Below are 20460 nucleotides of genomic sequence, written 5' to 3' on the forward strand. Positions count from 1 at the left end.
TAACATATTATACTATAGGAAAATAAGAGTTTATAGTAGTTTCTAATTTTTCTGCAGTAAGTGGTTTTTTCAGAAACATGTTAATTTCCGGTGTCTGCTTTGCTGCATATTCATCATCCGGATTCGTACTTGTTGTAAGCATAGCAATTATAATCCTTCTTTTTTGTTCATCAGGAAGCTTTCTGTATTCATTTATAAAATCCCATCCATTCATACCTGGCATATTGATATCCAAAAAAATAATGCCTGGTTTTGGGTATACATCATTGGGATAATTACTCATGTTTTTTAAATAACTCAAGGCTTCAGAACCTGTTTTGTTAATTTTTATAGATACATCAATATCAGAACGTTTGATAACTCTTTGATGAATATAATTAGTAATCTTATCGTCATCAACCAATATAATACAATCCAAGCCAGCTATTTTTTTCATTATTTTGGGACTTTTGTATTTATGGTGAAATAAAAGGTACTACCTTCATCTAATTGGGATTCTACCCAAATATCTCCATCATGAAGATCCACTATTTTTTTACAGTGAGATAATCCAATTCCTGTACCTTTGTATAGTTCTTTTGGGTTTAGTTGCTGAAAGATTGTAAAAATCTTTTCCTTAAACTTCATATCGATTCCGATTCCATTGTCGGCAATTGAAAACAACCATCCAGGCGTTTTCTTTTTTGCGGAAATAGTGATATTGGGATTTGTAGTATTCCGTTTAAATTTAATAGCATTACTGATTAAATTTTGAAAAAGTAACCTAAGCTCTAATTTATATCCAAATAAAACAGGAAGCTGTTCTACCTCTATAGATGTGTTTGATTCTTCAATAGATATTTTCATATCCTTTAATACAGTATCAATTAGTTCATTGCAATTTATTTCCTCAACTACTGATTTTTTTCCTAATCTACCGTAATCCAATAATCCTTTGATTAATTCATTCATCCGGTTTGTAGATTCCTGAAGATAAGATAAGATATTTTGAGCTTCAGCATCTAATTGACCTTGATGGTCTTCTTTGAGAATTTGTGTTAGACCAGTGATTGATCTAAGAGGTTCTTGAAGATCATGTGAAGCTATATATGAGAATTGCTCTAATTCTTTATTCTTTGCTTCTAGTTTTTTAGTATATCTCCGTGTATTTTCTTCATTGTTTTTTCTTTCGGTTATATCTATTATAGAAGCAAGTACCATTTTACCATCAAAAGTATCCAACGGATTGAGGCCTATTTCTACCTGAAACTTTTTACCATCTCTATTTATAGCAAATAAATCTCTACTAGCACCCATTGCTCTGGTTTGAGGGTTTTTGTTAAACTCTTTGCGATATTTTGGATGTTGTTTTTTTATTTCATCCGGAATCAGTAATTCAATTTTTTGACCAATAAGGTCTCCTCTATGATATCCAAATAACTTTTCCGTTTGTGTATTTACCAATACGATTTCCCCTTTTTTATTAACTAGCACCATGGCACTTGGTGCGGATTCCACCACAAGTCGGAATCGCTCTTCTGCTTTTTTTCTTTCTGAAATATCGATAATTGAAGCTAATACCATATTACCATTCATGGTAACAATAGGGTTTAGACCAATTTCTACAGGAAACTCTGACTTATCTTTTTTTAGTGCAAATAATTCACGGCCTTCTCCCATTCTTCTAAACTGAGGAGTTTGAAAAAAAGATTGAACAAAACCTGGATGGTATCTTTCGAATCTTGCAGGCATTAATACTTCAACTTTTTGACCAATAATTTCGGATCGTGAATATTGAAAAAGTTTTTCGGTATAATGATTTACATATGCAATTTTACCCTCATCGTTTACGAGTATTAACGCACTGGGTGAAGCATCCACCATTACCTGAAAAGTAAGTTCGTTGAACTTATAAGGGCTCTCTAAATTGTCCTTCAAAATAGCTTTGTTTTATATGAAGACTGACTAAAAATTATTTTGAATAGATCAAAGTAATCGTATTTCAAATATAATAATTATTTATAATAGTGGAGAGATTTCCCTGCTGAATAAATTTGACTTTAAAGGCTTTATTTTTTTCGGTAATCACCATCAAATACTACTTTCCATGTTTTACCTTGATCGGTACTTTGTGACCAAGTTTGTCTAACAGTATTATCAGGATTTTTCTGCCAGGATATTTTATTAGATAATGTACCTTTTTCAGTATCGATCTGATTCTGTAATACCATTTTATCATCTTTAAGGTTTCCTTGAATATGTAATGTTAGTCCAGAATTATCTACCCAAAACTGTTCCCATTGATCTGTTCTGGGATTGTATTTATTTAAACTTGTTCCGTGATATTTAGATGTGGTAGAACGATAGGTTTCTTTTATTACTGTATGATCAACAATCGATTCAATTTTACTTTTACCAACGATTGTGTCAGTATCATGTTTATAGACATTCCATTCTCCAATCCAAAAATTAAATTCCGCATATTTATGATCAATATTTTTTTGTGCAGACAACATAGTTGTCATAAATACTAATAGAAAAAATACACTGAGTTTAGTCATGTTTAGAATTGTTGAATATGGAATGATTTTAAAGATAAAAAAAAAATCGAGGATTATTATAATCCTCGATTCTGTTGCGTAATACTCTTTAGATTTTTTGGCTAATTCTAATATAAGAGAGAACTTTATTTCTTTATTTTGTTAAGGGACAAAGTTTTATGTTAAACGCTTTATTTTTAATTTAATTTTATTCGGGCGCAAAAGTATTTAAAAAAGAGATACGAAATTCTTAATGTAAGGGGGTGTTTATTCCGGTTCTATAATTAAGAGAAATGATAACTTGAGATTTTCGTAACTCAGGAAAGGCAGGGGTTGAGATATTAATAGTGTTATGAAATAATGAGTTGTTTGAATGTATTATTTTTAGGTTTTTATTGAAATATATTCATTGCTATTTTTATCTAATACAGTATAAACTTAACAATTTGGTAATATTAGAGGTTAAAAACTCTATTGTGATAATTTTTCTAAAAAAAAATACTGATAAGTTCATTATAATCTAATAAGTGAGTTTGAGATATTTAATTGGGTCTATTTTGGTTAGATCTATTATTATAATAAAAAAAGAGGCTTGAATTTTAATAGTTTCAAACCTCTTTATACTTATACTTAAAGTTAATATTTTATATAGTTTCGAATAACTCATTGATAGGTTTTCGAACCTTTTTATTATGTTGAGTCAAATCTTCTTCGGATCGGTATCCTATTGTTGCAATTACTGCAGCGGATAATCCTTTTTCGGATAATCCTAATATGTCATTATAGGCTTTTGGTTCAAAACCTTCCATAGGGCATGCGTCAATCTTAAGTTCTGCACAGGCAGCAAGTAGGTTTCCTAAACCTATATAGGTTTGTTTAGCGGTCCAAGATTTTGCAGCTTCATCGCTGAACTCGCTGATTTTGGACTTCATAAAATCACCATATCCTTTTAAATCATCAAAATTTAAATCTTGTATAGTCGCTTTTAATTTTAAATAGTCATCAATTACTTCTTCATCCACTTTTATGTAATTACAAAAGACAATCAATTGTGATGCATCTACAATTTGAGATTGACCCCAAGATTTTGGTTGTAATTGTTTGCGAATCTCAGGATCTTCTATAATCAAAACTTTGTACGCCTGCAATCCATAGGATGAGGCAGATAGTGAAATAGCTTGCTTAATTTTTTCAAGGTCAGATTCAGAAATCTTTTTTCTGGGGTCAAACTTTTTAGTGGCATAACGCCACTCTAAATTTTTTGATAGTTGCATATGTATATGATTTATAGTGTAATAGGAACTTCCATAAGTAATATTTTAGAAGAACCGTTTGATTTAATTTTAATTCGTTCTACATCCCAGATTCCTAACCCATCTCTTTTTTCTAGTACGTTATCTTCGATAGTAACACTTCCTTCTAAAACAAAGGCGTAGACACCATTTTTCTTATTTTTCAAAGTATAGGTTTGTGGGTGTTCAGTTTCTAGCTCGCCAAGATGAAACCAAGCATCTTGATGAATCCAAACTCCATTGTCATTTGGATTAGGAGACAGAATTTGGTACAATTCATTTTTGATGTTTTTGTTCTCTATCACAATCTGATCATATCTGGGAGCTACATTTTTCTTATTGGGAGTTATCCATATTTGTAGAAACTTTACCTCCTTATCCGAATTTTTGTTATACTCGCTATGAAAGACACCTGTTCCAGCACTCATTACTTGAATGTCCCCCTGTTTTATTACGGTTGTATTACCCATACTATCCTTGTGTTCTAAATCTCCTTCCAAAGGAATAGATATAATCTCCATGTTGTCATGAGGATGTTTACCAAATCCCATTCCAGATGATACCGTATCATCATTAAGAACTCTTAGAGCGCCAAAACTCATTCTTTCTGGATTGTAATAATTTCCGAAACTAAAAGTATGATAGGAGTTTAGCCATCCAAAATTAGCTTTCCCTCTGGTGTCTGATTTATGCATTATCGTTTTCATAATATATCCTTTCTTTATAATTGAATACAAAGTTCGATTTTTAGACAATGATCTAAAATATGAGAATACGGAAGAAAGTTATAAAAATCCGATGTTAGTGTTGTTGTCTAAACTGAGAAGGTGGGAAGCCGGTACATTTCTTAAAAAAGTTGCTGAAATTAGCAGGTTCGGAAAACCCTAAATCATACCCGATTTCCTTTGTGGTTTTGTCCGAAAAGCTTAAAAGCCTTTTTGCAGCGACAATAATTCTGGATTGTAAATACTCTTTGGCGGTTTTTCCGATAAGTGATTTGATAGTTCTGTTTAGATGATCCGGTGTGACGTGCAATGCTTCGGCATATTGCTGTACTTTATGCCAATCCGAAAAATGATCTTCTACAAGGTTTTTATATTCTTTGAGTATAATTGACCCCACGTGTAGTTGTTGAGGATCTTTTTTATCAATGTCACAAACATTATTGCTATAAATTAGAAGAAGCTTTAATAAAGCTCCAATGGCTTCCAATTTAAATTTCGAATCAGCGTGATAGGTTTCAAAAATTTGGGTACTATATGTATTCAACTTTTTCAATTGTATTTCATTTAAAGGAAGGGGTGGAGTGTAACCATAATCTTGAAATAAGTTGATGTCTTCGATAAAACGATAATCAATGTTGTTTTTAGCAAGAAATTGTCTAGAAAATGTAATTACCCAACCATAGGATTTCTGTTCTTCCTTGATTTGATGTACTTGTCCGGGACTAAGAAAAAAGGCTTGACCATCTTTAAGTAAGAATTCATTAAAATCAATAATATGACTTCCTTTGGCTTTAGATACTAAGAGAATAATATAAAAATCGTGTCGATGTGGGGTGTCAATTTTACCTCCATTTTTATCATAAATATCTTGCATTTTTTTTATATCAAAAACGATCTGTTTTTCCGTTTCATCTGTTAGTTTGTATGTTTTGATGGAAGTCATTTGTTGATTTAAATATATGCGATTTCTTTTTATTGTAATATATTGATCATTTCTTCTGCAATACCTGCATTAAAAGGGTGTATACTTGATTTTAATAAAGTCAATGTATTAAAACTACCACCATATACCTTCATGGTTGCATTAAGGTCTGCACCTTGCTCGATTAAAAAATTTGTTATTTCAGGAAGATTAAGTGGTGCTTTTTGTCTCCACATTTCTACACCATTACTAGCGGTATAATGTAGTAATGTAGCTTGATGACCATATTTTGACTTTTTGGTAACTAATTTAGGATCAAGCTCGACTATTTTTTTGAGCTCTTTAAAATCACCATGAACAAGAAAATTGACAGCTTTCTCAAAATTATGGTCATAATGATCTTCTAGTTGTTCAACGATTTGCCAATTCTTAAAACCATATTCATTAGGAATGGTTGTTCGACAATCTTCTCCAGTAAACTTGATCTTTTTCAACTCCTCTGCAGGTGTTCCTAAATAATCTATATGGTAATTATTTATTTCTCGAAAAATAAAATCCTGGTTATCCTGTACACCTTCTAGCATGCGATCTGCAATTTTGGACAAGTGAGTTTTGATCAATGAATATTGATCTGTCTGGTAAAGAAGATTGCCATAAAAAGAAACCAGTTTCATAATTCTTTTTTTCAGTTCATTTATCTAATCGTTTTCTTTAATTAGTTAATAATAATACAAATAAAAAAGGGAAAGTCGTTTGGACTTTCCCTTCAAAATAAGATTTACTCTTCTTATTTGCTAATTCTAATCTATAAAAGAGATTTGTTGTAATTATTCATTACCACCTATTATGATTTCGTCATCTTCGGTGTTTTCGTCTTCTGTATTGTTATCGTTATTTTCTTCGTTGAAAACTTGACTTTCAATAGTTTCGTTTTCACAAGAAACGAATACTGTAGCTAATACTAATACTAATAATAATGTAATTTTTTTCATTTTGTTTTGTTTTATTATTTTAATTTTATTTTGGGATATTTTATTTTTTAGTTTCCTAAACCATGACTGTCATCTTCATAAATATCGATGATTTCTGGCTTATCATTTTCTGCATTGAATGTTTCGTCTTCTACAGATGTGCTTTCGCAAGATGCTAAAGCAATAACAAGCATAAATAGAAATGGGATTCTTTTGATCATTTTAATAAAAATTAATTATGTGTTTACTTTTAAATGTTCTTATTTTTTCAAAACGGGTGCAAATGTATCTAAAAAAAGAATCCAAACTCTTAAAAATATCTTAACAACTCTTGGTGTATGGGGGTTTTGACAACATGAGTGGTGCTTAGTCTTTAATAAATAAGAGAGAAGTTTACATATATGATATCATATTTAAACAGATTGATAAATTATGTGCAGTCTTTTGAGGGAAATGTTAGAAATTGAATAAAAATAGTATATGATTCAAATTAACAATTTGATAACATTAGAGCCGTTATCAATGTTTGTTTTGATGATTTTTTTATAAAATTATGTTTTTTGTGAGAATAACTTAATAATAAGTTGTGTGAGACACTGTTTTGTTCAGTGAAAGAAACAACTGTTTATGTAGTTCTTAATCTTGATGTTGAGTAAAAGTTGTGATTTGAGAATAAGAGCCTTTTATGACTGGATATTTATTGCATTTGGAGTCATAAGTTTTATTTAGATTTTCTTACTTTCTCTTATGGTTAGCTTTTGTTTTATTAACGGTGTCCATCACAGTTTTGTAGGGTAATTATTAGAATTTGTACTTGCAACAGTTTTGATATTGGGATATTTTAAATCATAAAACTGTTGGTTGTGTGCTAGTAACTTTAATACCAAGTTCATTTAAAGTGGTTACTTTTTTAGGGTTATTAGTTAGCATTCGAATAGATATTGCCCCTAATTCATTTAAAATTTTTGCAGCCGGAGAAAAGTCTCTAGCATCTTTTTTAAAACCAGCAGCTTCATAAGCTTCCGCTTGCGAGAATCCTTTGTTTTTATATTCAATACTTTTAAGTAAAGCAAGATGCCCATTAGACTTGCCTTCCTGATCTAACCAAATAATAATTCCTTTACCTTCTTTTTGTATAAGTTGTTGTGAGATTTCCATTTGTTCCCTGCAGTCACATTCTATACTATTAAAATGATGGGCGAAAATGCAAGAAGAATGTACTCTACATAATACATTTTCTTCATCTTTTACATCGCCCATAACCAGTGCAAAGGATTCTTTCTGACCATCGTAAAACAGAATTTCACGATACTCACCAAACTTGGTTTTTAGATTAGTTTCGGCTAGTTTAACTATCATAATCCTATTTTTAATATCCTTTTTTAAGTGTGTTAACTATAACTATTTCGTTTTATAGTATAATTATAATGGTTTTAAAAATATTTCATCTATTCAGATTTCTCAGCCCTTCATACACCACTATACTAACTGCATTGGCCAGGTTTAAACTTCTAATGTGTTCGTTAAGTATTGGTATTTTGTATGTTTTATCCGGATTAGCTTCAGTGATCTCTGTGGGTAAACCCACTGATTCTTTTCCGAAAATAAGAAACATATCATCTTCATAATCAACGGACCAATGATCTGTCTTTCCGTGGCTAGAGAAAAAAGCCATTTTCTTTCCTTTATGTATCAATAAGAATTCATCTAAACTTTCATAAGTTTTTAAAGAAATATGTTTCCAATAATCCAGTCCGGCACGTTTTAATCTTTTATCACTTAATTCAAAACCAAACGGTTTTACCAGATGTAAATTTGATCCTGATGCTAGACTTAATCTTCCAATGTTTCCGGTGTTTGTATGTATTTCTGGTTCTATAAGAACTATGTTATATGCCATTGATTATATTATTTTATCCCTTTACTTTTATTTGTATTTGATTCATTTAAAATAATAAGTTTTTGCCATATTTTTCTGCTTAGGCCTGTTGTAAGCACCTCAATCTCATTTACTGCTCGTACAACTGCTTCATCCGGTAAACTTTGAGAATATAAAGCAGCTACTTTGCCAACGAGAGCGGTAGCTTCAGAACAATAATCCAGATATCTCTGCAGTTCGAATCTGGTAAACGTTCGTTTAGGTGAATTTTCTGTGGCAGATTCTGGTAAATCGGTTAGATTAGGATCTTTGGTCAACTGATGCATATCAATCACATGAGCAATAACTCTAAGTTCATTGAGAGATTTAAGCGCACGTTTTGTCTTTAACCTGGACTCTAATGAAACTAAAAAGAAAATAGCTGCACCTAATAGGATGATATCATTAAATATAGCTTCTGATATAGAAACAATATTGCTAAGTGTCGTGTTTTCTATTCGTAAGTCAATATAAGTAATACTATAGATTAATCCACCTAATCCAATTAATATCACCAAGTATGCGAAAATTCTCAAAGATAGGTTTGGTTTGGAAATCCAATCTATATTTTGTTTACTATCTTGAGCGGTTTGCAAAAAATTATGGCATACTTTTTTAAGTCCCGAATCAGGAAATCTATCAGAGATTCGTTTCTCTAATAAAGAGATCGTATCAATGATTTTTTCGGGATCCAGTTTTAAAGGGTTACTCATATTCTTAATTATACAGGAAGCCTTTTAACAATAAACTTCATCTGCCCACGATGATTGGATTCGTGCTCACATACGTGAAACCACTTAGCATAATTATTGGTAGGTTGATTGCCAAAAAACGGCTCAGACTTCATGATCCATTCGTCGTCTCTTTTGGCAAATTCTTTTTTTGTTACTTCTCTAACCTCCTCAAGTGTTTGAAGATAATAATCAATAGAGTTTCCTTTAATTATTTCTCTTCCTTTTTTACCTAAACCACTGGCAATATCCCATTCTTTTTTTATGTCTTCATCCCACTTGCCCCATTCTATTTCGTCAAAGGTGTTAAGCTGATAATATCTTTCTGTTGCTGCTAGATGTAATAGCATTGCACCAATTGAATTGGATTGCTCATCAATTTGAAAATCTAATTGCGCTACCGTAAGACCTTTAACGGTTCTAACAACCCAAGCTCTCATCATGGTCATCGTAGATAATAATGTGCCAATTTGTGGAGAATATCCTTTTTGAGGGCCGACTAAATAGATGTTATCTGAAGTGTCTATAGAAGCAGTTTCATCTGTAAAACTGATCAAAGGAGTAGCTGCAAGTCCTGCTGTAAGTATTGCCGAACCTTTGATGAATTTTCTTCTACTTGTTTTGTTGGATTCTTTTTTCATCGTTAAAATATTTTAGAATGAATAATTAAGCTGATACCCTTGTTTTTATTTAACTGTAACAGGAAACCCGCGATCTTTCATTAAGGCTTCTATTTTAGCATCACGACCACGAAACAATCTATAGGCTTCTGCTGGATCCATTGCATTTCTAGGAGCAAAGAGATACTTAACTAATTTGGCTGCAACTTCTTTGTCATAGAATCCATCAGGAGCTTCAGCAAAGGCTTCTGCTGCATCCGATGTTAATACATCTGCCCACATATATCCATAATAGGCAGTTGCATATCCTTCTCCAGAAAATACATGTCCAAAATGAGGAGTACGATGACGCATTACTAATTCTTTCGGCATATCTAGTGCTGCTAAGGTTTCTTTTTCAAATGCATCCACATCAATATTTGATGGATCTGCTAAATGAAATTTCATGTCCATCAATGCAGATGCTAAATACTCCGTAGTAGCAAACCCTTGATTAAAAGTAGCTGCTTTCTTCACTTTAGCAACTAATGCTTTTGGCATAGGTTCTCCTGTCTTATAATGAACTAAATAAGTATCAATTACTTTATCTGTAGATAACCAACGTTCTAATAATTGAGATTGAAACTCAGTGTAATCTCTAACACCACCATTAAGAGTTGGATATCGTACTTCTGAAGAGAAAAAATGTAGTGCGTGACCGAATTCATGAAAAAATGTTGTTGCATCATCCCAGGATACTAAAATCGGTTCTCCTGGAGCCGGTTTTACAAAATTTGAATTATTAGATGCCAATACTGTTTTTTTACCATCAAAAGTGGTATGACTTCTATAGGTTGTTGCCCAGGCTCCAGAACGTTTTCCTGTTCTGGCAAAAGGGTCCAAATACCATAAACCTATATGTTCTCCAGAAGTTTTATCCTTTACTTCCCAAACATTAACATCTTCGTGGAATACAGGAACGATTCCTTTTGCTACTGGAGTAAATTCATAATTAAACAATTCTCCAGCAACAAAAAACATAGCTTCTCTAAGCTTATCTAATTGTAAATATTGCTTTACCTCGTCAGAATCGAGATCATACTTTTTCTTTCTAACTTTTTCTGCATAATATCTATAATCCCAAGGTTCAATAGTAATATTATCTTTATTAGCATCCGCTACAGCTTGCATATCGGCTACTTCTTCTTTTACTCGGGCAATAGCAGCTGGCCACACAGCATTCATTAATTTCATAGCATTCTCAGGATTCTTCGCCATTCTATTCTGTAATCGCCAATCTGCATAATTATCATATCCTAATAAGGCTACGCGCTCTTTTCTTAACTTTAGAATTTTAGCAATATTCTCATTGTTATCTTTGTCATCTCCGTTATCACCTCTGGAGTAATAGTTTTTCCAGACTTTTTCTCGTAGTTCTCTCTCCGTAGAATACTTGAGGAACGGATCCATAGAAGATCTTGTATTGGTTACGGCGTATTTACCTTCTTGTCCTTTGTCTGCAGCTGCTTTACCATATGCGTTGATCAAAGGTTCCGATAATCCTCCTAATTGATCTTTAGTAAGGTAGATTACATATCCTTCCTCGTCTGCTAAAATGTTATTCGAAAAATTGGTGTATAATTCGGATAATTCTTTATTTATTTCTGCGTAGCGTTTCTTTTTTTCTGTGTCTAATTCAGCACCATTCATAGCAAATTGTTCATAGGTCAATTGCACTACGCGTTGTTGATCTGCTTCCAAGGGTTGTTTCTGAGCATTATCATATACTGTCTTAATTCTTTGGAATAAAATTTCGTTTTGAGATATTTTAGAACGAAAATCAGATAATTTCGGAGCCATTTCCTTTTGAATCTCTCTAAACTCAGGAGATGACATATTGCTACTTAGAATTCCATAATATGTAAAAACTCTGTTCAGTTCTTGTCCTGACTTTTCTAACGGAACAATAGTGTTTTCAAAAGTTGGAGCTTCGTTATTACTTGTAATAACATCAATATCCGCTAGGTTCAATTCCATACCTTTTTCTAAAGCAGGCTTGATATCGGCAATATTCATTTTGTCAAAAGCAGGAGTGCCACTATAAGGTCCTGTCCATTCCGCTAATAATGTATTTGAGATCTTTTCTTTTGGATGTGTGTTTTCCACGGTTTCTTTCTTTTTATTACAACTGGTCATAGCGATCAAGGAGAAGATCACTATAGTTTGGAGTGTTTTTGAGATGTGCTGAGTATTCATGTTGTTATATTTAATTCTTTAATTCTTTTGCGTTAGGGATAGCAGTGGCATCCTTTTTATGTCAGTTCGAGTGTCCGCCTTAGGCGGATGTATCGAGAACAAGTAAAAAGATATAACGAATAGCCCGACCTGCCTGAAGCAGGAACGTCATTATAAGTATTCTACTATCAACTAATCTACAATCTAAACTTATTGTTATTAGTAAGGAAAATTGCATTTACAAAAAACAGTTTTCCGTTTTCCCAGAAAGATCTGAATAATGGATTGTCTACCAAGTAAATTACGCTTCCACTACCCATTCTGGCTTCACCAAAAACCAATGAATTTTTAAGTCCTTTAAAAGCATCTTTGCCAGAAAAACCTGAAACACTTGTTGGCTCTTCGATATAGGCTACGTTATATCCATCTTGTAAAAACTTATAAGAACTGCTTCCTAATTTCAAACTAAAATAGATGTCCTCATATCCAAAGGCTAATGGATGCGAAGTGTCTACTTTAGTTTTGTAAATACTTCCAGTAATAAAGTCTTTAACTCTTTCACGTTCACGTTTGTCATAAGGTATTAGATTTCCAATGGAATCTTTTTTCTCTTCTTCAGGTTTGTTACTTTTTAAGTCAAAACCGTCTTTGTTAGCAAAGGCGTTTACTGCATTAGCAATTGCGATTACTTTTCCTCCGCTTCGAATCCATTCCTTTAACTTATCGAGTGAGTTTTTATCCAAATATCCACCATAATATCCATTAGGAAGTATTAATACATCGTACTTATCAAGATTAACTCTTTTGAAATAATCTGTATCAATAGAAGAGATTGGGTATTGTAGTTGTTGCTCAAAGAAATGCCAGATTTCTCCATAACTTAGCGATGAGGTATAGTTTCCTTTTAATACCGCTATACGCTGATTATTAATCAATTTTACATCAGGTGATCCAAAGTCAACTCCATTTGAAGCAAAACTAGAGGTTGTAGTATATAGTTTACGATCATGCTTGTTAGCAATATCAATTACAGTTTTGTTATAATCCTTTGTTTTACGATTATCACTTTTGGTTATAATCAGGCTCCCTTTTTTGAACTTTTCTCCATTATTCTCGAAGTTTTTTTCACTAAATCGCACTCTGATTTTATTATTTAGAAGATCAGCCAGAAAAGCAGCATCATCCAGACTATTCCATTTTGCAATATATCCTGCTCCAGATGGATTGGCAGTATTAGTAATTTGATTGCTTTTTTTACTTCCATTCGCAGGTATTAAAGAAGTAGAGGCGATAGCTTCTAATCCATATGCATGCGGAATACTCCAGGCAGTAATATCATAGGTGAGAGGTTCGCTTAATTTTGCATCTGGTTCGAATAGTACTTTCACCATTTTACCTTTAGGTTGGTCTGTACTTACAACTAATGCTCCATTAGCATTGATACTACCTTGCTTATTTTCTCTAAAATTAAAACCGGATATCTTAGCACTATTGGTGTATCCATATTTTATCTCGTGCTTGTCCAATAGTTCTGTTAGGGCCTTGATTTTGTCTTCATGACCGTTAAGCACGTAACTTTTATACTTTAAGGATGAGTTATTAAAGAATTTTTTGAATTCTGAGTTTAACTTTGTAGCATTTTTTGAAGATATTTCTACAGTGGATAATCCTGTTGTTGTATGATGTAAAGCACGATCTTTTAATGTCAATACATATCCTTCATCAGTTTGAATACCCAATCCTGCACGTCCGTGACCTGCTTGTTCATAAGTCATACCGATTGCTCCCATAAAAGTAGGGTATGTGTCTCCATAACTAGGATATAGTAGGTCAAAACGTTCTTTGGTAAAAAATAACCAACCTTCTGCATCAAAGTATCTGGCATGATTTTTACCAATTTGAGTTTGAAAATCTCTTTGCCAAGGTGTAATAATTTCATGAAATGGCTCTGCTGCTGGCGCAAAATAATAAGGCTCATTAATACCTTGCTCATGAAAATCTACATGAACGTGTGGCATCCATTTATTATAAGCGGTTAAGCGACTATAGGATTCTACTTGTGTTGCCCAAGCCCAATCTCTATTAAGATCAAAAAGATAATGATTAGGTCTTCCTCCCGGCCAAGGTTCGTTATGTTCTGTAGCATTCTGATCTACATTATAAGGTGTAGCTTTGGTTTGGTTGTACCAATTGGCGTAACGATCTCTTCCATCAGGATTTACACAAGGATCCATAATAACTACCGTATTGTTTAACCATTCTTTTTTTGTAGTAATAAGCTCGTAAATAGTTTTCATAGAAGCTTCAGTACTCGAAGCTTCATTACCATGAACATTATAACTAAGCCATACTACCGCAATTTGTGCATTACTACTTCCGACTACGATACCAGTATTTTTAAGGTGATCAAGACGAATGTTTTCAATGTTTTTTTGATTCTCAGCACTAGTGATGATAGCATAAGTTAATGGTCTTCGCTCATTTGTTTTTCCATAGGTTTGATAAGTAACTAAATCAGAGTTGGCAGCAACGTGATTAAAATAGTTTACTACATTTGCGTGACGTGTAAACTGACTGCCAATTTCATATCCTAAAAATGAAGCCGGAGATTGAACACTGTTTTGTGCAGATACCCAAGTTGTGAATACAACAAGGAGCGTTAAGAGAATTTTTTTCATTGATGAACTTTTAATTTCGGTAAAATACCGCCTTAAATTTAGGATATAAATCGTATTAACTAAATTTTAGGATTTGTGATAACCTATATTTATAAATTTAGGTTTATCGAATATTATCAAATAAAGTTAATCGAGTGACTATTAAAAAAAATATAAAAAAATAGATGCAATCACAATCTACCGTATATTTATCGACCTAAAAAGACCACCCTATGCCTAGTGACTGTATTCCGTTTAGAGAAACAAATTACTTTTCATCTTTTATTTGTGATTATTTAGACGAAAAACCAGAACTAAAAGAATTTTATCATCGATTTCCAAAGCTGGATAATTTTAAGGATCAACTCCAGGAAAAACAACAATCTTTTCCGATGGAAAACCGTCTTGTATTGAAAGCGTCTTTGTCTTCTCAATATGGAAATGTCGATATTTCTGAAGCTACTCAAAAGAATCTCGATCTTCTGGATAAGGATACCACTTTTACCATCACTACTGGACATCAATTGAATCTATTTACAGGTCCTTTATATTTTTTATATAAAATAGTTTCTACGATTAATCTTACGAGTATATTAAAAGAAAAGCATCCAGAATATGATTTTGTTCCGATATATTGGATGGCAACGGAGGATCATGATTTTGATGAAATCAACTATTTTAATTTTAAAGGAAAAAAAATTCATTGGAATCGCAAAGATGGTGGTGCAGTAGGAGTTTTTGATACCGAAGGATTAGATAAAGTTTTTGAGATTTTTTCTTCAGAAATTGGATCTGGACGAAATGCAGAACGATTAAAGTCTCTTTTCAAAGAAGCTTATTTGAAACATAATACATTGGCTGATGCTACCAGGTACTTGGCTAATGAGTTATTTAGAGAATATGGTTTGGTGGTTGTAGATGGGGATGATAAAGAGCTGAAAAGTCTTTTTATTCCATATGTAAAGAAAGAATTAGAGGAACAAGTTTCTTATAATAGTGTATTGCCAAAAGCAGAAAAATTAGAAGCAAAAGGATATAAGGTACAAGTTAATCCCAGAGAAATTAATCTGTTTTATCTTTCTGAAGGATTACGAGAACGCATTATAGAAAAGGAAGGTAGTTATTTTGTTAATGATACAGAGATTTCCTGGAGCAAGAGTGAACTACTAAAAGAACTCTCTGAGTTCCCGGAGCGGTTTAGTCCTAATGTAATGATGAGGCCTTTGTATCAAGAGGTGATTTTACCAAATCTTTGCTACATCGGTGGAGGAGGAGAATTAGCATATTGGTTAGAGTTAAAAGATTATTTTGAAGCTGTGGAGATTCCATTTCCGATGTTGTTATTGCGTAATTCTGTTTTAATTCAAACCGAAAAACAAGCAGATAAAATCAAGAAGTTAGCTATTACGGATACAGAATTGTTTTTAAAACAATATGAGCTGATTAATCGAAAGGTGCGACAAATATCCAATATTGATATTAATTTTGATCCTCAGCGTAAACTTCTAAAAGAACAGTTTGAAGGAATGTATGAGTTAGCTGAGCAAACGGATGTTACTTTTGTAAATGCTGTGAAGGCTCAAGAAGTAAAGCAAATCAAAGGATTAGATATGTTAGAAAAACGATTGCTAAAAGCCCAAAGAATAAAACTTAGTGATCAGGTACAGCGATTGACTACAATCCAAAACGAACTATTTCCTAATCAAAGTTTACAAGAACGAAACACCAATTTCTCTGAAATGTATCTGGAATATGGGGAGGAATTGATTTCGGAATTGATAAAACAGCTCGATCCTTTATGTGGGGAGTTTATGGTTTTAAAACAGTAGGGCATAGTTACAGATATCTGATGTTTTATATAAACTAGCTATCTATTATGATTTTTAATGCAAGAAAATAGAATTATTACTATTTTACTTACTAGCTCATTTATTTGGTCTTATTTTCTTTTCAGAAATGGACATAACGATACTTCTGGGAGGTGTATTTTTCTCGATCAATTTAGTATTCATTTTCTCAGAAATCCCAACAGCTTCCCAAATCATTTTTTTAATATCCTCTTTAGGGAAAAATTCGAAGTCTTTTACCTTAATGTGTCTTATTAGTTTTCCTTTTCCATTCAGCTTAATACTAGTATTTGTTAATTCTACTCCCCGATTAAACCCGAAATTTACGTGTTGTGAGTAAAGTGCAATATGACAAAATGCGTCTTTAAGTTTTTCTGATTTTGAATACCCTATTGCAACGGCATTGTAATCATCCCAAATCAACTCATTGGCTTGCGGTACTAACTCTGTTATAAAATTCCGCAATTCTAATGTCAACTTTTGAATTCCCTGATCGTAGGGTTCTATGAATTTTTTTAGTTGTGGATTTGCTTTCATTTTATGTTTTTTTGAAGCTTTTAGGTAAAGTGCTCATGTATGGTTAATTGCAGAGGCTAGAACTAAGGTAATAAATAGAAAAATAAAAAGTAGAGGAGAATCTGTAGGATTTTCCGAGTACACAGAGAACTAGCAATTTATTATATAGGTATTGTTGTAACTGCTTTATTCTTCCACTTCCAGAGTTACATCTTTGTTTATTATTTTTTTATTCTATTAGGGTAGAGTAAATTATTGAAACAAAACATATCTTGGAGGAATAAGTCCGTTAAGTCGCATATAAACTAGCATTTGTGCTCTGTGATGTGTTATGTGGTCCGCAAGCAATAATAAAATTTGTCTTTTTGTTCTATTTAAGTCGAAATAGTCTAATCTATCTTCAAGTTTATTTGTGTCAAATTTTGTGATAAATTCTATGGTTTTTTCGAAAGTCTTGTCTAGTGTAGCAATCATTTCTTTTTTCGATTTCTTATCAACTTTAAGTTCTGTGTCGGTATTCCAATCTCTTGCTTCACGTCCACCCATTAATGATTGACTATGCCAATCCATAGCCCAACTAATATGCATTAAATTTTCGGCAAAACTCAATGATTCAGGTGTTGCTTTGAATCCGTATTTGTTCTCTGGCATGGTTTCCGCAACAAGAATTAAATACTTTCTTGAATTTTCTAATCGTTCCAAATATTCATTAACAAAATCATTCTGTTGAGCAATCAGAGGCGATACAAATAAGGATAATAGCATTATAGATGTCAGAATTAATATACTTCTTTTTATTCTCATTTCTTCAGATTTTAAATTTCTGTTGTTTTCGAAATTATAATATTCTGCTCAATTCAAGCAATTAAACTAAATTCTTCTTGTTTATTTTTTGATTGTCCGTAATGTCTCATAATAATAACATGAATGTCGGGTCGAGCGCAGTCGAGACCTTATTTTTAACACTTTAGGTTTAATGACCTCTCGACTGCGCTCGAGGAGACAATGGGTTATGACAGATTACGGATATTCAATTTTATTTTTATTAATTAAGATCATTATATATTTTATGAGTTAAGTCATTAAGTTTTTGATTCACTTTTATTGAAGATTCATTAGTGAAAATTGAAATCCCTATTTTCTTTTTAGGAAAAATAGCTAATACGTTTTTTACTCTAGATATACCTCCATCGTGTCTATAATGTAAATCGTAATTTTGATCTTCTATACTCCACCATAAATAACCTATCCAATAATCGGGACCAATTTCGAATAATTTTTTATGAGATTCTTCAACAATGGAATTATTTTTAAGCTGATAATGGATATATTTTAGCATATCTGGTATTGTAGATTTTAATGCACCTTCTGCGCCCCAAAGCGTATTGGCTAGCTTAGATTCAGGCATTGGTGTTCCTAATAAATAACCATTCGCTAGTCTATACTGTTTGTTTTTGGGAGTATGGAAATAGGTGTCTTTCATTTGTGCCTTTGCAACTACTTCATTCATTATTAATTTTTGAAAAGGTTCTTTATATACTTTTTCTAAAATGTACCCCATTAAATTTGTACCAGCATTTGAGTAGTTAAATGTTGTTCCAGGTTTTTCCGTTAAATTAATTTCGGAAAGGCTTTCAAAAAAAATGGGTTTTGTCTTTTTGTTTTCGTGCTCAACAACTATTTTATTAAATTCTATTTCATTTAAGTTTTGATCTATTTTATTATTCAGAATTATTACCTCTCCTGGTAGCCCACTTGTATGCGTTAATAGATGCTTAATTTTTATTGGTTGACCATTATATTCTAAATTAGGATATGTTTTAGGTAAATACTCGCGTATATCATCTTCTAAACTCAATTTTCCTTCTAAAACGGCCTTGGATGCTAATGTGCCTGTAAATGTTTTTGTAACTGAGGCAATTTCATATATAGTTTCATTTGTTGCAACGTTTCCTTTTCCTTTCGTTAGTTCACCATAATGAAAATTATAGGAAACATTATTTATATAGATCCCAATAGACAAAGAATTTATCAAAGAATCTTTTAATGTTTCTTTTGCATTTTTATCTATAATTTGCTTAACATTCTTGCCCATCGAATCGCTATAGATGATTTCGACAGATTTATCACTATAAGTGATTTCAACAGGTTGATTGTGACTAGCAACAATACTTTTTACTTTTTTTTCTTGAGATATACAACTTAAACAGATAAGAAATAAGGCTAATGTTTTTGCAAAAAGGTTTTTCATTTTATAATAATTTTGATTTATACAAATGAAAATATATTCCACAAAAGATTAGTTCGATTACATAAAGTCGAACCCTTTATTATTCTTAGGTATTGATTATTTATTATCTGAAATTCCTCTTTTTCTATATTCGGAAGGTGTTACACCTGTTTGCTTTTTAAATACAGTGTAAAAAGACGATTTAGAATTAAACCCAACATCGTACATGATTTGTTGGATAGTCAATTTTTTGTCTTTTGAGTTTAGAAGCATTTCTTTTGCTTTATCAATTCTAAATTGATTAACAAAATCAAAGAAATGTTGATTTAAATTACTATTAATTAAGATGGAGACATCACGATGTGGCAAACCTATTTTATCAGCTAGTTTATTTAAAGTTAAAGAAGCGTCAAGATAAGGTTCTTCTTTTTTCATAAACTGTAACAATTGATTGATCTCTTCTTTACTTTTACTTTGCTGATTAATTATATCCTCTTCTTCTAATATTTTTTTCACTAATAAATGTTCTGAATTTATATTTCTAAAAAGCCTTGGATAATACATGCTTTTTAAAACAATCCAAGTTAAAAACAATACTAAAATTAATGTAATTAGCACTCTTAATGAGTTTAAAATATCTACATCTGTTCCAAAAACCTTATACATCTGTTTAAAAAAAGAAATACAGAAAATAACACTTAATAAAACCAGTAGTTGATAAAGCCATTTATAGTTAAAAGTAGATTTTTCCGAATAATTTTCTAATAATAATATTTTGTATTTTCTTAATTCTAAGAAGGATAGAGTTAAATAAAATAATTGCGCAACTAGACTGAAAAATATATCTGCTTTTCGTTCAAGAGTTGCATTGAAATTATTTAAGAATTGGGACTGATTGAAATCGTCAACAAGGTAAAATCTAGGTGCAAATATTAAAATTATAATAATAAAAGGAATAGTGTGTAAAAGATGTCTATACGTTAGTTTGAAATCTGAATAAATAGATGATATTATATATAAAAATAATAAAGGACTTGTAAAGTATGCGATATGGTTTCGTAACATTTCGGTTGCATGCGGTAAACTGATATATTTAGAATAAAAGAAAACACTTATATGAATTGCAAAAATTAAAAAATAAATACCTAAAAATGTATTTGCTTTTTTGTTAGCCGTTTTAACCGTTAAAACAAATAATGCTAACAAAAGAGAAATGAATAGTATAAATATTGTTGTTATTCCTAAGATTGAAAAATCCATTTAAATGTATACAAGCAAATATAATTTAATTCAGAGTT

At 31.8% G+C, this 20460-nt stretch carries 20 protein-coding genes; 1 reads left to right on the forward strand and 19 read right to left on the reverse strand.

The annotated features are described in order from the left end of the window. Positions 1-7 precede the first annotated feature (7 nt). From Q0910_RS07005 to Q0910_RS07075, 15 genes are all read right to left on the reverse strand, one after another. Entirely contained in the window at positions 8-436 is a 429-nt protein-coding gene (locus Q0910_RS07005) for a response regulator (protein WP_299214054.1), read from the reverse strand. Then, positions 436-1917 (reverse strand): PAS domain-containing sensor histidine kinase, encoded by a 1482-nt coding sequence (locus Q0910_RS07010; protein WP_299214057.1) that lies wholly within the window; start codon positions 1915-1917, stop codon positions 436-438. The genes Q0910_RS07005 and Q0910_RS07010 overlap by 1 nt, the downstream gene beginning before the upstream one ends. Positions 1918-2048: 131 nt before the next feature. Then, positions 2049-2540, reverse strand: coding sequence for a hypothetical protein (locus tag Q0910_RS07015; RefSeq protein WP_299214059.1), 492 nt, complete (start codon positions 2538-2540; stop codon positions 2049-2051). Between the two features lie 623 nt (positions 2541-3163). After that, positions 3164-3793, reverse strand: a complete 630-nt coding sequence (locus Q0910_RS07020; RefSeq protein ID WP_299214062.1) for an NAD(P)H-dependent oxidoreductase — start codon at positions 3791-3793, stop codon at positions 3164-3166. An 11-nt stretch (positions 3794-3804) separates the two neighbouring features. Then, positions 3805-4518, reverse strand: a complete 714-nt coding sequence (locus tag Q0910_RS07025) for a pirin family protein (protein WP_299214064.1) — start codon at positions 4516-4518, stop codon at positions 3805-3807. 94 nt (positions 4519-4612) lie between these two features. After that, positions 4613-5479, reverse strand: coding sequence for an AraC family transcriptional regulator (locus Q0910_RS07030; protein WP_299214067.1), 867 nt, complete (start codon positions 5477-5479; stop codon positions 4613-4615). Between the two features lie 29 nt (positions 5480-5508). Further along, positions 5509-6132, reverse strand: coding sequence for a hypothetical protein (locus Q0910_RS07035; protein WP_299214069.1), 624 nt, complete (start codon positions 6130-6132; stop codon positions 5509-5511). Between the two features lie 153 nt (positions 6133-6285). Beyond that, positions 6286-6450: a hypothetical protein gene (locus Q0910_RS07040; protein ID WP_299214071.1), complete on the reverse strand. Its 165-nt coding sequence runs from the start codon at positions 6448-6450 to the stop codon at positions 6286-6288. Positions 6451-6497: 47 nt separating this feature from the next. After that, a complete protein-coding gene (locus tag Q0910_RS07045; RefSeq protein WP_299214073.1) occupies positions 6498-6650 on the reverse strand; it encodes a hypothetical protein in 153 nt (50 codons plus the stop codon). 625 nt (positions 6651-7275) lie between these two features. Beyond that, positions 7276-7788 (reverse strand): GTP cyclohydrolase, encoded by a 513-nt coding sequence (locus Q0910_RS07050; RefSeq protein WP_299214076.1) that lies wholly within the window; start codon positions 7786-7788, stop codon positions 7276-7278. A gap of 85 nt (positions 7789-7873) precedes the next feature. Further along, positions 7874-8329 carry a tRNA (cytidine(34)-2'-O)-methyltransferase gene (locus Q0910_RS07055; RefSeq protein WP_299214079.1) on the reverse strand — a complete coding sequence of 152 codons (456 nt, stop codon included), beginning with the start codon at positions 8327-8329 and terminating at the stop codon, positions 7874-7876. Between the two features lie 8 nt (positions 8330-8337). Then, the gene (locus Q0910_RS07060) at positions 8338-9060 is read right to left on the reverse strand and encodes a hypothetical protein (RefSeq protein WP_299214082.1); all 723 of its coding nucleotides are present in this window, start codon (positions 9058-9060) and stop codon (positions 8338-8340) included. Positions 9061-9068: 8 nt separating this feature from the next. Continuing rightward, a complete protein-coding gene (locus Q0910_RS07065) occupies positions 9069-9719 on the reverse strand; it encodes a DinB family protein (RefSeq protein WP_299214084.1) in 651 nt (216 codons plus the stop codon). A 45-nt stretch (positions 9720-9764) separates the two neighbouring features. Next, complete coding sequence (locus Q0910_RS07070; protein ID WP_299214087.1) at positions 9765-11933, reverse strand: M3 family metallopeptidase; 2169 nt, start codon at positions 11931-11933, stop codon at positions 9765-9767. A 176-nt stretch (positions 11934-12109) separates the two neighbouring features. Next, entirely contained in the window at positions 12110-14590 is a 2481-nt protein-coding gene (locus Q0910_RS07075) for a M14 family metallopeptidase (protein ID WP_299214089.1), read from the reverse strand. A 212-nt stretch (positions 14591-14802) separates the two neighbouring features. On the opposite strand from Q0910_RS07075, the gene bshC reads away from it, so the two are divergent. Then, a complete protein-coding gene (gene bshC / locus Q0910_RS07080; protein ID WP_299214092.1) occupies positions 14803-16398 on the forward strand; it encodes a bacillithiol biosynthesis cysteine-adding enzyme BshC in 1596 nt (531 codons plus the stop codon). Positions 16399-16494: 96 nt separating this feature from the next. Here bshC and Q0910_RS07085 read toward each other — a convergent pair whose 3' ends face one another. The 4 genes from Q0910_RS07085 to Q0910_RS07100 all read right to left on the reverse strand — a co-directional run bounded on the left by Q0910_RS07085 (position 16495) and on the right by Q0910_RS07100 (position 20422). Continuing rightward, the gene (locus Q0910_RS07085; protein WP_299214095.1) at positions 16495-16953 is read right to left on the reverse strand and encodes a DUF1801 domain-containing protein; all 459 of its coding nucleotides are present in this window, start codon (positions 16951-16953) and stop codon (positions 16495-16497) included. Positions 16954-17184: 231 nt separating this feature from the next. Beyond that, on the reverse strand, positions 17185-17736 hold the full coding sequence (locus Q0910_RS07090; protein WP_299214098.1) for a DinB family protein: 552 nt from the start codon (positions 17734-17736) through the stop codon (positions 17185-17187). A gap of 241 nt (positions 17737-17977) precedes the next feature. Beyond that, the gene (locus tag Q0910_RS07095; protein WP_299214101.1) at positions 17978-19183 is read right to left on the reverse strand and encodes a serine hydrolase domain-containing protein; all 1206 of its coding nucleotides are present in this window, start codon (positions 19181-19183) and stop codon (positions 17978-17980) included. 96 nt (positions 19184-19279) lie between these two features. Next, positions 19280-20422 carry a helix-turn-helix domain-containing protein gene (locus tag Q0910_RS07100; protein ID WP_299214104.1) on the reverse strand — a complete coding sequence of 381 codons (1143 nt, stop codon included), beginning with the start codon at positions 20420-20422 and terminating at the stop codon, positions 19280-19282. Positions 20423-20460: the final 38 nt, after the last annotated feature.

The organism is uncultured Aquimarina sp. (genome assembly GCF_947495315.1).
In the GTDB taxonomy this organism is placed as follows: domain Bacteria; phylum Bacteroidota; class Bacteroidia; order Flavobacteriales; family Flavobacteriaceae; genus Aquimarina.